Genomic DNA, 12984 nt, shown 5'->3' with positions numbered 1-12984 from the left:
GCACACCGCGCAATTGCGTTTATGACGTCTCCATAGAAATAGGAGGACAAGTGATGGTTCGAATTTTCGCGATAGTGATGGCTGCACTAATGTTGTTCAGCCTGCCAGTCGAGAGCAGCTTTGCGCAGGAGGCCGTCACCGCGCCAGCCTTTGACGTCGAACAGGCCAGCCGCGCCTATATCGACACATTGCAGGGTGGAGAACTGGAAAAGTCCAATAGCTATTTTGAAGGCGGTTATTGGCTGACCCTATGGGGAGCAGTCGTCGCGTTTCTGGTTGATTTTTTCATACTGAAATCGCGCCTGTCATCGGGCTTTCGCGCATGGGCGGAACGGAAAGTTAAACGCCCATGGGCCGTCACATGGCTGACCGCCATACCCTATTTGATTGCCAGTTTTCTGCTGACCTTGCCGTGGACCATCTACACGGGCTTTTTCCGCGAGAAACAATATGACTTGCTGAGTCAGGGTTTCGGGGAATGGGCCGGTGAACAAGCCATCGGACTGCTCATAACCCTGTTGATCTTTCCCTTGTTGTTTATGGCCATATTCGCCGTCATCCGCCGGGCACCGAAAACATGGTGGATTTGGGGAACCGGTGTGGTTTCGATATTTCTTTTCATCGGCCTGCTATTGGGGCCCGTGTTCATCTCGCCTCTGTTCAACGAGTATAAGGACATGGAGCCCGGCCCGCTGCGTGACCGCATTGTCGCCATGGCCGCCGAGCATGATGTCCCGACCGAGAATATCTATGTCTTCAACCAGTCGAAACAACATAAACGGATATCCGCCAATGTTTCCGGCGTCGGCCCTACTATCCGCATATCGCTCAATGACAATCTGCTGGAACGCACGGACCCAGAAGAGGTCGCTGCGGTCATGGGCCATGAGCTTGGCCATTATGTGCTGGGCCATATATGGTGGACGATCTTCATCATTAGCCTCATCATGGCAGTCGGTCTTTTCCTGATAGCGCGCATCGCGCCGCGATTAATCGCGCGCTATGGCGGACAATGGGGCGTAAGGGATATGTCCGATCCCGCCGCTTTGCCGTTATTCGGCCTGTTGCTGACAGTTTATTTCTTTGCCGCGACGCCAGCACTTAATACATTGATCCGCGTCAATGAAAGCGATGCCGATCGCTTCGGCCTGGAAGCCGCCAAAGAACCGGACGGCTTTGCCAAAGTTGCCATGCGGCTTTCGGAATATCGCAAGATTGAACCGGGACCGATTGAGGAAATGCTGTTCTTCGATCACCCATCGGGTGCCACCCGCGTAGGAATGGCGATGGACTGGAAGGCGAAAAACAAAAAAAATCCGGTGATCATCCAGCCCGGCACGCTGAAGGAAGAATAACACTTATGGGTAACATGCTGATCTTTGGTCTGGGCTATACAGCGAAACATCTGGCTGACAGGCTGCGCGCTGAAGGCTGGCAGGTAACCGGTACAAGGCGGGAGGCCGTAGAGGGCGCTATCGCCTTTGACGACCCAGCGGCGGTGCTGGCGGCAATTGGCGAGGCAACCCATATCCTGTCCTCCGTCCCGCCTGCCCGCGACGATAGCGATCCGGTGCTTGACCATTATGGCGCGGCAATCAAAGCGGCATCGCTCCAATGGACGGGCTATCTCTCGTCGACCGGTGTCTACGGCGATGTGGGCGGCGCATGGGTCGATGAAAGCGCGCCCATTGGTTCCGGCCGACGCAAAGCACGTAGCGACGCCGATCTTGGCTGGCAGAGCTTGCGCGGCGATGTGCACGTGCTGCGCCTACCCGGTATTTATGGTCCGGGCCGAAATCCCATCACCCGCGTCCGTGAGGGCAAGGCCAAGCGTATCGATTTGCCCGGACAGGTATTCAGCCGCATCCATGTCGATGATATAGTGGCCGCCGTGATAGCCTCTTTTGAGGGGCCAGCGGGCGTCTATAATATCGCCGACGACCTGCCCGCGCCGCAGCATGAAGTACTCGCCCATGCCGCGCGTTTAATCGGTGTCGAGCCGCCGCCTCTATTGTCGCTCGAAGAAGCCGACCTGTCGCCATCTGCCTTGGGCTTTTATGAAGAAAACCGGCGGGTCGCCAATGGTAAAGCAAAGCGGCTCTTGGGTTGGCAGCCACAATATCCTGATTATAAATCCGGAATGGCGGCAATTTTAGCCGGGATTTTAAACGGGGACAGTTGACAGTCCGCCGCTTCCATCGCAAGCGGCCAGCCATGAGTATCATCGCCACTATCATGAACACCGCCACGGGCGCGCCCATCCAGAAAATGACTTTTGGCCGGATGCCCAAGCCCTATTCATCCTTCAATCTCGAAACCGGCGAATTGGTTACGGCCGAGCGTATCGACATCGGCAAACCCGCCCATGGCCGGTTCGTTGCACCCGTAAGTATCTGGGTGACGCCCAAGACCAAGGCTTAACCGATGAGCGTCGCTTTCCGCAGAGAAGGGGATGACGAGCATCTCGAACCCAAGTTCGAGCTTCCCATTCCGGTCGGTCCCAATCTGGTGACGGCGCGCGGGCTACAACTGATCAAAGACCGTGTGGCTGCGCTGCAAATAGATGTCGCTGCGGAAACCGACGAAACCGCCCTGAAAATCGTCAAGCGTGACCTGCGCTATTGGAATACGCGCCAATCAACGGCGGAGCTTGCGCCGGTTCCGTCCGGCGAAACGGTAGAATTTGGCACCAAGGTGACTTTCACGCTCAAAGGGACTGAAAAGTCTCTATCCATTGTGGGAGATGATGAAGCTGATCCGGCCAAAGCACTTGTCTCATTTTCCGCACCGATCAGTCGGGCGCTCATAGGATCAGAGCCCGGAGATTTTGCTTCTTTTGCCGGTCAGGAAGACGCGATTGAAATTCTGTCCATCGCAGTGGTCACAGGGTCCTAGTAAGCGGCCCAGCGATAACCGGCCCCATCACTCTTCTTGAACGCTGTCCATCAAATCCATGAAATCCCGCGCCGAGTTTCGGTCCGCCTCATCTTCAAAAGCGCTGTCCAAATCCAGACTGGTGCCGAGCATATACATTACCGCCCACAGAGCGAACCGGCGCCCGCTATCTGTTTCCAACCCAAAGTCCACGCGCATGCGTTCGATACCGGCGCTCATCGCTTCTGGGTGAACCGACGACAGATCGGCGGTGCCGAAATATCGCTGTAACTGATCATCAAAATCCATGCCGCCTGCTTATTCGCTCCTCAAAGCAGAGGCAAGTAAGCTATGATAATGGCGCCGCCGTCATTGCTATTAAATCTATCAAATGCCCGCTTTTGCGCCCTAAGTCTGCCATCCAAGATTGTTGGTGACGTGCCTAAAACCGGTCATTCGTTCAATCAACGATCCCGCGACCGCTGGTCGCCCGGTTCCTGCCGTTCGGCGGTTTGGCCGTGAAGCCTACGTCAACTTCCACGCGTTATAATCCCGTGCGGTTGCTTAAACATTGCCCGATTGCTCTAAGGACTGTAGGACTTGCCACGCTTTTCGGAAATTAATAGATGCCTAAGCCCCATCGCTCAATCAAGGAATAATAAACTCAAATGCCGCCATTTTCACAACCAACTTTTCAAGAACGTACTCAAATGGCAGCCAAAGCCAAGCAAGCTGCACTAAAAAAACTGAAGGCAAAGCCTCCCCTCAGCCCTGAAGTCATTGCCGAACGCAAGGCAGCCCAGCTTGCACGGGAGCAAAAACAAGCCATCGCACGCGAAGAGAAACGCGCGGCATTCGAGCAATTAAAGGCAGAGCGGAAAGCCGCGAAAGAGCAAGCAAAGCCGAAGCTCGCACTTGGACTTACAGAAACCGAGAAAAAGGCCGCCCGCGACGCGCGCTACGCAGAGCGTAAAAAACGCAGGAAATAATGCGCACGCGATAGACCGGAGAAGAAAGCGAGAAGCGCTCGAAGCAATGGTGTGAAAGAACGGCTAAGCTTTATTCCGAGCGGATCAATCCCGCTTCTCTCATCAGCGTCTCCAGCTTTATCCCGTTAAAACCAAAGGCCTTTTTATAGGCTTCATATTCCGCGAGATGTTTGGGAGACGGCTTGCTGTTCTTTATGGCTGTAATAAGCGTGTTCTTTTGTGTGTGCTCCGTAGAAACGAAATCGATGACATCAACCTGATAACCCTGTGATTTGAGCAGCATCACACGGCTGTTGTCGGTGATCAGGTCTGCCTGTTTTTGCAGGAACAGGCCGTGCGAGATGAATTTTCGGCTCGCGGTCTCGCTCTTCTGCAGGTCCACCAAAACCTCATGTTGGCAGCAAGGGGCGCAGACGATCAATTTGGATTTCGACCTGATTCCATAGAATAATGCGTCATCCGTCGCCGTGTCGCACGCATGCAAAGCGATGATCGCATCATAATAGCCCTGAACAAAATCCTCGGCCTTCATGTTGTGAAACGCCAGGTTTTCAAAGCCGGATGCTTGCGCCGCTTCATTGCATAAATCGACCATCTCCGAGCGCGTATCAACACCGTCAATTTTGGGGTTGAGTCCCGCTTGGGTCAGTTGATCATACATCGCAAAGGTCAGATAACCCTTGCCTGATCCGATGTCCAAAACCTTGACCCGTTTCTGTTTTACAGCCTGTGTCCGTTCAATCCGCTCAATGAAAATCTCGACAAAGCGGCAGATTTGACGATATTTCGCATATTTATTGGGCTTAACATCTCCGGCATCGTTCGAAACGCCCAAGGCCTTCAGAAACAAGCTATCGCTTTTGATCCTGTAGTTCTTGTCGCGATTATGGGGTTTTGCGTCTGTCATGGGCTACGCCATAATTAAATCTGCCAGAATTGATAGTTTTTTGGTGACCATTAGGCTTGCAAGACGATGTTCACAGGTGGACAGTAGCTATTATCTGTCGTCTCTTCGAAAGCGGTCAGTCCGCTGTTGGTGCAGAAAAAACGCCGGTCGATATCGGATCGAGCGTATGACGGCTTTCCACTCACTTGTTGTCGTTCAAACTGATTGGATGGAAAATAAAAGCGGCTGGTCTGGAAATGCCCCAGATGGGGACATTCACTGCAGCCCGATTTTATGTCTGCTTCGCACCCAATTTCGGATGAAGAGGCATTCATGCAACAAGCCCAGATACGGACAGGTCGCTATCGGAGTATGAGATGCCTTGCTGAATTCGATGGTTTCGACCATCCTTTGTCAATGAGCAAATCTAAATCGACACGCGAGGAAAAAGAGCACCAGCAGCTTATGCGGCTGGCAATGTCGGCGAGGGATTTTCGCCATGCCTTGAGTGCTGCAACCTTTTTGACCGAAGAGTGCGATTGGATTAAGCGTTATAGCAATGCGGAGAGACGTAAGTTTCATTGCTACGAAACAACAATGGTCGTCGCATATGGTCGACCTTTTGCCCAGTCGCGCGGTCAGGTTGCACCACTCTTTAACTGGAATATGTTACCCGAGCTTGAACTTGAACCTGAGGAGAGGCGGCTTCACGAGCAGCTGCTCACATACCGAAACAAGTTGCACGCGCACTCAGATAGCAACTTCACCAATATGGGTTTGGAAATCTGGCGAACCCCTCTTCCGGATGGTAAATTTCATGACTTCTTGGCAGTGCGCGGTGGTGAATCGTTAAACTTCGAGGAGAACGAGGTCGATCAAATACATCGGATGTTGTGGAAGATCCGGTACCACGTTGATACTGCCCTGCAGGCTCACCCCGCATCGCGCGACGGCCTTCCTGTCATCACAATTGGGTGAACGACTGAACACCGAAATCAGCACTTAAGAACTCTAAAAGTGCGGCGCACGGATTTCTGCCTTGGCCCCAATATCTCTGCAATGAGTTTTAGTTGAGTAACAGCCTCGAAAGCTAGGATCGCCAAAAGAAGATAGTGTGCAAACGGCCCAGCTGCAGTCATCATAAGTCGTTTGACCAAACGACCGCTTACCACCCAATTGTCCCCCTCCAAAATAATCAAAGCTAGCGTCCACTTTCTGGATACAGCGGACATCCCGGTCGCGATATCAATCTATTTTGCGTTTGCGCGCCCAAAGTGCCACCAGCAATCCCGCCATCGCCAATATTGCGCCAGCGGCTGATAATGCTGTCCACACATAGCCCTCAAACAGGGTTGATAATATCATCGCGACGACCGGTACCAGCACGCTCGAATAGGCTGCTTTTCCGGCCCCGATTTCCCGCAGCAGCGTAAAATAGAGCGGAAAGGTAATCACCGAACCGACAATCGCAAGATAGACAATCCCGCCCAAATAGGCAGCGCGCATTTCAATAACCGGCGGTCCGACCGTGATCCATGATACCAGAATATTGATCGCAGCACCCCAAAACATCGCCCATGCCAGCAAAGTGAGGATCGGATAGCTTTTCAAGCGGGGCAAAGCCTGCATCACATTGGCAACCGAGGCTGATAAAATCCCTCCGACGGCCAGGGTCACGCCCAATAGGACGTCGGTAATGGTTGCCGGTGAGCTTTTATATTCATGCCAGAAGAGCAGCGCGATCCCCACCGCAGCAATGGCGGAACCCGCCAGAAAAGCTCTGTTGAGCCGTTGACCCAGAAAGATCCGGCCCAATATCGCGTTAGGCACCATCAGCAGCGCAAACAGCACCGCAACCAGACCGGATGTGATAAATCGTTCAGCATTATAAACAAAATTAAAGTTAAACGAGAATTGGACAATGCCGATGAGGATCGCCCAAAACTGTCCCTTGCGCCCCAATCGTACCGGCAGGCGTTTGATACCGACCAGCACGAACATGGCCGCCGATGCTATGATGAACCGGTAACTCACCGACCAGCTGGGCGGCACGTCGGAAATCTGGTCCTTGATCACCAGCCAGGTCGAGCCCCAGATCAGGGAGACCAAGAGGAACGGGAATAATATACGCGGCGTCAACAGGCTTGGCTCACCGCCCTCCTGCGCGTTCATAACGCTGCGATAGCCTCTGCCAGTGGGCGGATATCTTCGGCGCTTTGGTTCCAGCTGGTCACCAGCCGGGCCTGTCCCTCGCCCCAGTCGTAGAAATCAAAACCGGCACCGCGCAGCGTTTCGGCTTCGGTTGCCGTGATCTTGATAAAAACCTCATTGGCCTCAACGGGGTAGAGCAGCCGTTTGGCGGCGGCTTGCGCTAACATCTGAGCGCCGTGATTGGCGGCCCTCGCATTTTGTAGCCATAGGTCGCCGTCAAGCATGGCCAATATCTGCACGGCGAGATAGCGGCCCTTTGACTGCAGATGGCCAGCACGCTTGCGGCGATAATGAGTTTCGCGGGCAAGGTCTTTATCAAAAAACACCAAAGCCTCCGCGCCCATGCCGCCATTTTTGACGAAGCCAAAGCTCAACACATCGACGCCCGCTTTCCATGTCACATCGGCCGGATGACAGCCGAGCATCGCCACCGCATTCGCAAAGCGCGCGCCATCCATGTGCAACCCTAAACGGCGCTGTGTGCAAACTTCCGAGACCGCCGCTACCTCGTCTGGCGTATAGACCAGGCCATATTCCGAGGCGTTGGTAATCGACACCGCCGCCGGCTGCACCTGATGCACGTCATCCCGGATCGCGGCGCAAAGCCGATCAACCGTCTCCGCGGCAACTTTGGCACCTTCGCCTTGCACCAGCATCAGCTTCGCCCCGCCCGTGTAAAAACCGGGCGCCCCCGCCTCATCCTGCTCGATATGCGCTTCTTCATGACAAATCACGCCCTGATGCGGCTGGCACAATGCCGCCAAAGCCAGCGAATTGGCCGCCGTTCCGGTGGCCACCCACATTGCCTCGACATCCGTTCCGAATAAATCGGAAAAAGCGCCGTTTAATTGCGCGCTCAGGGCATCGCCATCATAAGCGGTGTCTTGGCCATTGGCCGCGGCCAAAGCCGCCATCACCTTGGGATGCACAGACGCTGCATTATCAGAGAAAAATCGCATGAAACAGACATGCTGCGAAGCAGCCGCTGCGTCAAGATTGGCGTGACCGGGGCCTGTGATTTTATTGCTACGGCCACCCTATAAAAATATCAGCCAGCTAGAGACGGTTTATTCAGCCGTATCACGGTGCCATCGTGTTGAGGTTCGAGTATATCCTTAACCCCCAACATTTTCGCCTGAATCTGTGCAAATAATTTTTCAATTTGTATAATGGCTTTGTTCGTCAGCAATAAATGCGGTTGGCCCTGATCGATCGGACCTTCTTCTTGGTAAAGATAACCGTCTGCCATGAGAAGATCGATATAACGCAAAGCCACTTTTTCGGGGATGCTGGCGTTCGCGGAGATTTCTGCAAGCTGAATTTTTCGGCCGGATTGTCTCGCCTGATAAAGTTCCAGCAAAACGTCCCAGATACTGCCTGTAAAATAGCCATCAGGAAAAGAACCGATTCTAGCCCGCCGCAGATCAATTGAAAGCTGCCCCATATCGATATTTTCAATCACCTGTGTATTGCGCTGATTCTCCAATCGTTCGAGTCGCTGCCGTATTTCTTCCAATATCAACGTGTGATCGCGCTCTTGAATCATTATTTTACTCCACTCAACTACTAACTGAGGCTCACCATGACTACGTTGTCAACCTACTGGGGGGCCGGTTCTAATAGAGACTATTTCAAATGTTATTGTCACGCAAACAGTGGACAACTTGTATAAATTTCGAATTTGGCGCATTATACAGTTCAAGGAGAGGAAAGGCGGGTAACAGGACATTATGGGGGCCGAAAATCAGGATTTGCATATAGGAGACGTTTTCCGGCAAATCGCTACGCTTTCAAGCATACCGGATATATTGTCAGAAGTTCGCTTAGCCGCTAACAAACTGGGCGCGAATCGGACAAATTATCACCTAACCCCAAAATTACGATCGCAAACGGATAGCAATGTTGTGCTGGCGTCATCCGGTTTTCCTCGAGAATGGCAAAAACTATACGAAGATGTGGATTTTCGTAAGCATGATCCGATCCCGGATATTATTATGCAGCATGGCGAACCCATGTTTTGGCAGCAAGCCTTGGCATCACGGCGATTAAACGAGAATGAGAAAAGATTTGTCAAACAGATGGAAGCTCATGGCTTGCATCAAGGAATTGGGATCCCCTTATTTGGTCCAAAGGGACGCAATGCATATTCGTCATTCACTTTCGATCCGACTGAACTCATATTCGATGATCAAATCATAGCGACGGTCGCAGGGCTCGCTGGCGCTGCTCATGTTAAGATAAGCAATATCATAGAAAAAAAGCACGCACGTAAAGTGCGATTATCAGAACGGGAGGCGCAGGTAATCCAGCTGATCGCCCACGGACACTCTAATAAGACAATTGCCTCTGACCTGGAGATCAGCCGCTCCACCGCCGACACTTATGTCCGGAGAGTTTTCGCAAAACTGGAAGTCAGCGACAGAACAGGCGCATCAATGAAGGCCTTGGAACTGGGGATTCTGCGACTATAATCGCGGAAAATTCGGGATTTATGAAAGTTCTACTGACCCACTAACGCTGTTTTGCGATTTTGATTTTATCCGCTTTGGCACGTTTCTTAATCGATTCCTCGCTGCGGGTCAGCGCCTTGGATATCGCTTTCAAACCCATACCCTTTTTTGCAAAGCCATGCAGCTTCTGGACCTCTTCGCTGTCCCAAGGTTGCTTATGGCGTTCAAAACGCTCTTTCATTACAAGTCCATTCCGATAGCACGCAGCGCATCCGGCGCTTTTTTCTTCACCGGGAAATAGCCCCTGTTTGCGAGCGGCCAGATCGCCGCATCATAGTCGCGCATCACCCAGCGGACATTGTTGCCGTTAATTTCCTTACCAATAGCGTCTTTGAGCGGGCCCACCGGCAACCAAGGCGACAACAAGCGTTCCAGTTTTTCGTTAGCCAAAACAGCGCTCAGTTTTTCACCCTTCTTCCACCGCACGGCTTTGCAACCGAAATGTTCAGCGGCACGGGTCATGGCATCTGCCACTGCGCCATCAGAAAATGCGCGAACCTTGTTCGAGACACCTTTCGGGCTTTTTGTATCCGGCCCGCTCACACCAATGATCAGCGACGGCTTTTGAGCCAATGTAAGGCTCTCGGGATGGCAATCCTCTTCATGGACCAATAGCGCAAATGCCGCAGCAGCTGGCGGTGTTGGCGGCACTTTCAGCGGTCGGAACTTGTAATTTTTCTCTTCCTCCAATGGCATTGTTTCCGCAGCCAATCCTATTGCCGTGAAACGGCCATCGGTAAATTGTACGATATTCTCTTTGGTCGCGAGAAAGGATTTACCTTTGCTGTGTAATCCGCCCACCGAACGCCATGACAGGGTATTGGACGCTGCGTCACCATCAATAAGATGTTGAAGAAAAAAGTCCGCGCCCAATTCCCACGGCAGTTTCAGCGTGAAAATCCAGATACTGGCAAACCACATCCGGGCATGATTGTGCAAATAGCCGGTTTCCACCAATTCCTTGGACCAATGGTCAAACGCATCGATGCCTGTGCGCCCTTCGGTCGCCTGTTCATAAGTTTTGCGCAGACCACCCTGCGCTTTAAGCTGCCTGAATTTTGCGTCCCGTGCGGTCACATAATCTGCCCAGGCTTCCGGCCGCTGTTCCAGCCAGCCCTTGAAATAGCTCCGCCACAATATTTCTCCGATAAACTTGTCCGCGCCCATCGCGCCATGCGCTTTTATCGCGGCCTCAATAAGCTCCCGTTCGGGCAGCAATCTATGCCGGACATAGGGTGAGAGTTTCGAGACATTGTCGCGCCACTTATCCTGCTCTACATCCGCATCCGGACCATAGTCGAAATTACGTTTGTGGGCATAGTTATGCCCCATATTGGCGGAGAAGTCAGCGAGCCGCGACAATGCGGCGGCTCTGGTGGGTTGGAAATGTGTCATAGCGGCCCTATCGCAGCAATGCAGAGACTTGCCAACTATACAGTTCGGCCGTGTGGACGAAATAATGCTGATCAGGCCTGCCAGCAACCCGCCATATGATCATCAACCATCCCGATCGCTTGCATATAGGCATAGATAATCGTGCTCCCGACGAAACTCATTCCTCGCTTTTTGAGATCCTTGGAGATCGTGTCACTAATTGGGGATGTCGCCAGCATTTCGGACATATGCTTGGACCGATTGACTATCGGTTTGCCATCCACATGGTGCCAAAGCCAACTATCAAAGCTGCCAAATTCCTTTTGCATATCCAGAAAGACCAAAGCATTTTTGCGGACGGAATAGATTTTCAGCCTGTTTCTGATAATCCCTGCATCCTCTCTCAGCGCTTCCAATTCTGGATCAGTCATGACCGATACACGCCTGATATCAAAACCGTGAAAGGCGCGGCGATAGCCTTCCCGCTTCCGCAATACGGTTTCCCAGCTCAGCCCGGCTTGCGCGCCTTCTAATATCAGGTTTTCGAATAGCTTTTGATCATCATGTTCCGGAATGCCCCATTCCTCGTCATGATAGACGCCATAAAATTCCTTGCCCGCCTGTCCGCCAAAACAGCGATGCTTTCCGTCTGTGCCGATTATTGTCATACGTGTAGCTTATGGTCGACTTCCCTATTTGGGAAGAGACAATGACTGACTTATTCAGCGGGTTGGATCTCGGCGCCCGCCTTGTCTGTCTCTGGCCACCAGCCGATCTTAACCTTTACCCAGTTAATCGCACGCGGAATGGGCGCGTTGCGGTCCATCCATTCGGCATATTCCTTATAGGCGGGGTCGCTAAGCAAATGCTTTTCTTCGGTTTTTGCGCGCCAATAATAGACGCCGCTGACCAAAGCCATGATCACCGTATTACGGACCATATCGGTAAGGCTTCCAGAGGTCACCAGAAACGGCAGGGTCGCAAGCCACCAATAGGTGTTTTTAGCAACATATGCGGGATGCTTGGTAAAACGATAGGGGCCGTGCGTCAGGATACCGCGATGGGTCAGATTGGAAAAGCGTATTCCGAATGCAACCGTGGCCCAGGCGTAGATCGCTGTCAAAAGGACCAAACCCGCGCCCCAGATCGCCAATATAGTTTGATGCCCTTCAAACCAATAGGCCCAGTCCGCAGTGTTCACATTATAATTGAGCGGCCCGTTCATGAGAATGAACGGCGGATAGCATATTAAAGCCGCAAGCCAACCGGCGAGATAGGGATTGGCGGTACGGATATGCGCGTCCAGCGGCTTCATCGTCAACAAATAGCCAACGGTTGCGAACTGCACGTCCACCACGAACATCGCGATGATCAACCAGTGGGCTATCGCAACCGGATTATTGATCACCTGCGAAATATCTAGACGAATAATGTCGCCAAAGCCGCCCGGTACGATTGAAATCATAAAGGCGAGGAAAAATCCCTTTACGGCCCATGCACGCAGGTGATGGAAAATTTGTTCCCGGGCATATTCACCGCCAAATTTCTTGCTACCGGCACCCATGACAAATTGTCCGAAATGCCACGCGCCATCACGCGGTTCGACAAAATACCGATCCATCCACATCACGTAGGGGATCGACAGGCCGAGCAAATAGGGAGCAGCAATCTCCATCATTTCCATGGAAAACTGATATTGCCCGGTCCAGTACCAACGGCCGATGCAATAAATAAAAGCGATTATGGCCCATGTCGCCCAAAGCCCAGCTAGCTTGACCACGCTAATATCAAAGGTCTGTTTAATTGGTTTGCGGCTTTTCCAGTCGATTCCGGTGGATGACCGCAAATGCACCTTGTCATACAGCAACGACCACAGCACCATCGGCACAGCGCAAGACAGACAAGCAACCAGCGCAGAATAAGGTCCATCCATGCCATATTGCCGGGCAATCATGATCCAGCATATAAGCCCGATCAAGCCGGCGATACCTACACCGCTGGACACCGCAGATGGCGGGCGCGGGTCATGAGCTTCTGATTTACGTGCGAACATGGCTTAGCGCTTTAACCAGAAATGGTAAGCAACCAGTGAACATTGGTTTTTAAGCTCGAATAATCTATCAATTTTCATGCTTATCGG

16 protein-coding genes are annotated in these 12984 nt (G+C 52.4%); 7 read left to right on the top strand and 9 right to left on the bottom strand.

Going from position 1 to position 12984, the window contains the following annotated elements; translation table 11 throughout:
* Window positions 1-53: 53 nt before the first annotated feature.
* From V7676_RS12740 to V7676_RS12725, 4 genes are read left to right on the top strand one after another with little or no spacing between them, the layout of a single operon-like run.
* Complete coding sequence (locus V7676_RS12740; protein WP_335660073.1) at window positions 54-1355, top strand: M48 family metallopeptidase; 1302 nt, start codon at window positions 54-56, stop codon at window positions 1353-1355.
* Between the two features lie 5 nt (window positions 1356-1360).
* The gene (locus tag V7676_RS12735) at window positions 1361-2182 is read left to right on the top strand and encodes an SDR family oxidoreductase (RefSeq protein ID WP_335660072.1); all 822 of its coding nucleotides are present in this window, start codon (window positions 1361-1363) and stop codon (window positions 2180-2182) included.
* Between the two features lie 32 nt (window positions 2183-2214).
* Window positions 2215-2421 carry a hypothetical protein gene (locus V7676_RS12730; RefSeq protein ID WP_335660071.1) on the top strand — a complete coding sequence of 69 codons (207 nt, stop codon included), beginning with the start codon at window positions 2215-2217 and terminating at the stop codon, window positions 2419-2421.
* A gap of 3 nt (window positions 2422-2424) precedes the next feature.
* Window positions 2425-2895, top strand: coding sequence for a GreA/GreB family elongation factor (locus V7676_RS12725; protein ID WP_335660070.1), 471 nt, complete (start codon window positions 2425-2427; stop codon window positions 2893-2895).
* 27 nt (window positions 2896-2922) lie between these two features.
* Here V7676_RS12725 and V7676_RS12720 read toward each other — a convergent pair whose 3' ends face one another.
* Complete coding sequence (locus tag V7676_RS12720) at window positions 2923-3183, bottom strand: hypothetical protein (protein WP_335660069.1); 261 nt, start codon at window positions 3181-3183, stop codon at window positions 2923-2925.
* A 359-nt stretch (window positions 3184-3542) separates the two neighbouring features.
* Here V7676_RS12720 and V7676_RS12715 point away from each other — a divergent pair, with 359 nt between their 5' ends.
* The gene (locus V7676_RS12715; protein ID WP_335660068.1) at window positions 3543-3863 is read left to right on the top strand and encodes a DUF6481 family protein; all 321 of its coding nucleotides are present in this window, start codon (window positions 3543-3545) and stop codon (window positions 3861-3863) included.
* Between the two features lie 70 nt (window positions 3864-3933).
* On the opposite strand, the gene V7676_RS12710 is transcribed toward V7676_RS12715, so the two are convergent.
* Window positions 3934-4770, bottom strand: coding sequence for a class I SAM-dependent methyltransferase (locus V7676_RS12710; protein ID WP_335660067.1), 837 nt, complete (start codon window positions 4768-4770; stop codon window positions 3934-3936).
* Between the two features lie 312 nt (window positions 4771-5082).
* Between V7676_RS12710 and V7676_RS12705 the strand changes: the two genes are divergently transcribed.
* On the top strand, window positions 5083-5727 hold the full coding sequence (locus V7676_RS12705) for a hypothetical protein (RefSeq protein WP_335660066.1): 645 nt from the start codon (window positions 5083-5085) through the stop codon (window positions 5725-5727).
* A gap of 267 nt (window positions 5728-5994) precedes the next feature.
* On the opposite strand, the gene V7676_RS12700 is transcribed toward V7676_RS12705, so the two are convergent.
* The 3 genes from V7676_RS12700 to V7676_RS12690 all read right to left on the bottom strand — a co-directional run bounded on the left by V7676_RS12700 (window position 5995) and on the right by V7676_RS12690 (window position 8506).
* Window positions 5995-6921: a DMT family transporter gene (locus tag V7676_RS12700; protein ID WP_335660065.1), complete on the bottom strand. Its 927-nt coding sequence runs from the start codon at window positions 6919-6921 to the stop codon at window positions 5995-5997.
* Window positions 6918-7919 (bottom strand): threonine aldolase family protein, encoded by a 1002-nt coding sequence (locus tag V7676_RS12695; protein WP_335660064.1) that lies wholly within the window; start codon window positions 7917-7919, stop codon window positions 6918-6920. The genes V7676_RS12700 and V7676_RS12695 overlap by 4 nt, the downstream gene beginning before the upstream one ends.
* 89 nt (window positions 7920-8008) lie before the next feature.
* On the bottom strand, window positions 8009-8506 hold the full coding sequence (locus tag V7676_RS12690) for a hypothetical protein (protein WP_335660063.1): 498 nt from the start codon (window positions 8504-8506) through the stop codon (window positions 8009-8011).
* A gap of 184 nt (window positions 8507-8690) precedes the next feature.
* On the opposite strand from V7676_RS12690, the gene V7676_RS12685 reads away from it, so the two are divergent.
* Window positions 8691-9431, top strand: a complete 741-nt coding sequence (locus V7676_RS12685; protein ID WP_335660062.1) for a helix-turn-helix transcriptional regulator — start codon at window positions 8691-8693, stop codon at window positions 9429-9431.
* Window positions 9432-9471: 40 nt separating this feature from the next.
* Here V7676_RS12685 and V7676_RS12680 read toward each other — a convergent pair whose 3' ends face one another.
* From V7676_RS12680 to V7676_RS12665, 4 genes are all read right to left on the bottom strand, one after another.
* A complete protein-coding gene (locus tag V7676_RS12680; protein WP_335660061.1) occupies window positions 9472-9651 on the bottom strand; it encodes a hypothetical protein in 180 nt (59 codons plus the stop codon).
* Window positions 9651-10865 carry an FAD-binding domain-containing protein gene (locus V7676_RS12675; protein WP_335660060.1) on the bottom strand — a complete coding sequence of 405 codons (1215 nt, stop codon included), beginning with the start codon at window positions 10863-10865 and terminating at the stop codon, window positions 9651-9653. The genes V7676_RS12680 and V7676_RS12675 overlap by 1 nt, the downstream gene beginning before the upstream one ends.
* 71 nt (window positions 10866-10936) lie before the next feature.
* Complete coding sequence (locus V7676_RS12670; protein WP_335660059.1) at window positions 10937-11512, bottom strand: DNA-3-methyladenine glycosylase I; 576 nt, start codon at window positions 11510-11512, stop codon at window positions 10937-10939.
* 50 nt (window positions 11513-11562) lie between these two features.
* Entirely contained in the window at window positions 11563-12897 is a 1335-nt protein-coding gene (locus V7676_RS12665) for a methyltransferase family protein (protein WP_335660058.1), read from the bottom strand.
* Window positions 12898-12984: the final 87 nt, after the last annotated feature.

Source organism: Parasphingorhabdus sp., from assembly GCF_036963805.1.
Taxonomy (GTDB): Bacteria; Pseudomonadota; Alphaproteobacteria; order Sphingomonadales; family Sphingomonadaceae; genus Parasphingorhabdus.
Note: the sequence above shows the minus strand (reverse complement) of the source record. Positions and strands in the feature narration are given on the sequence as shown.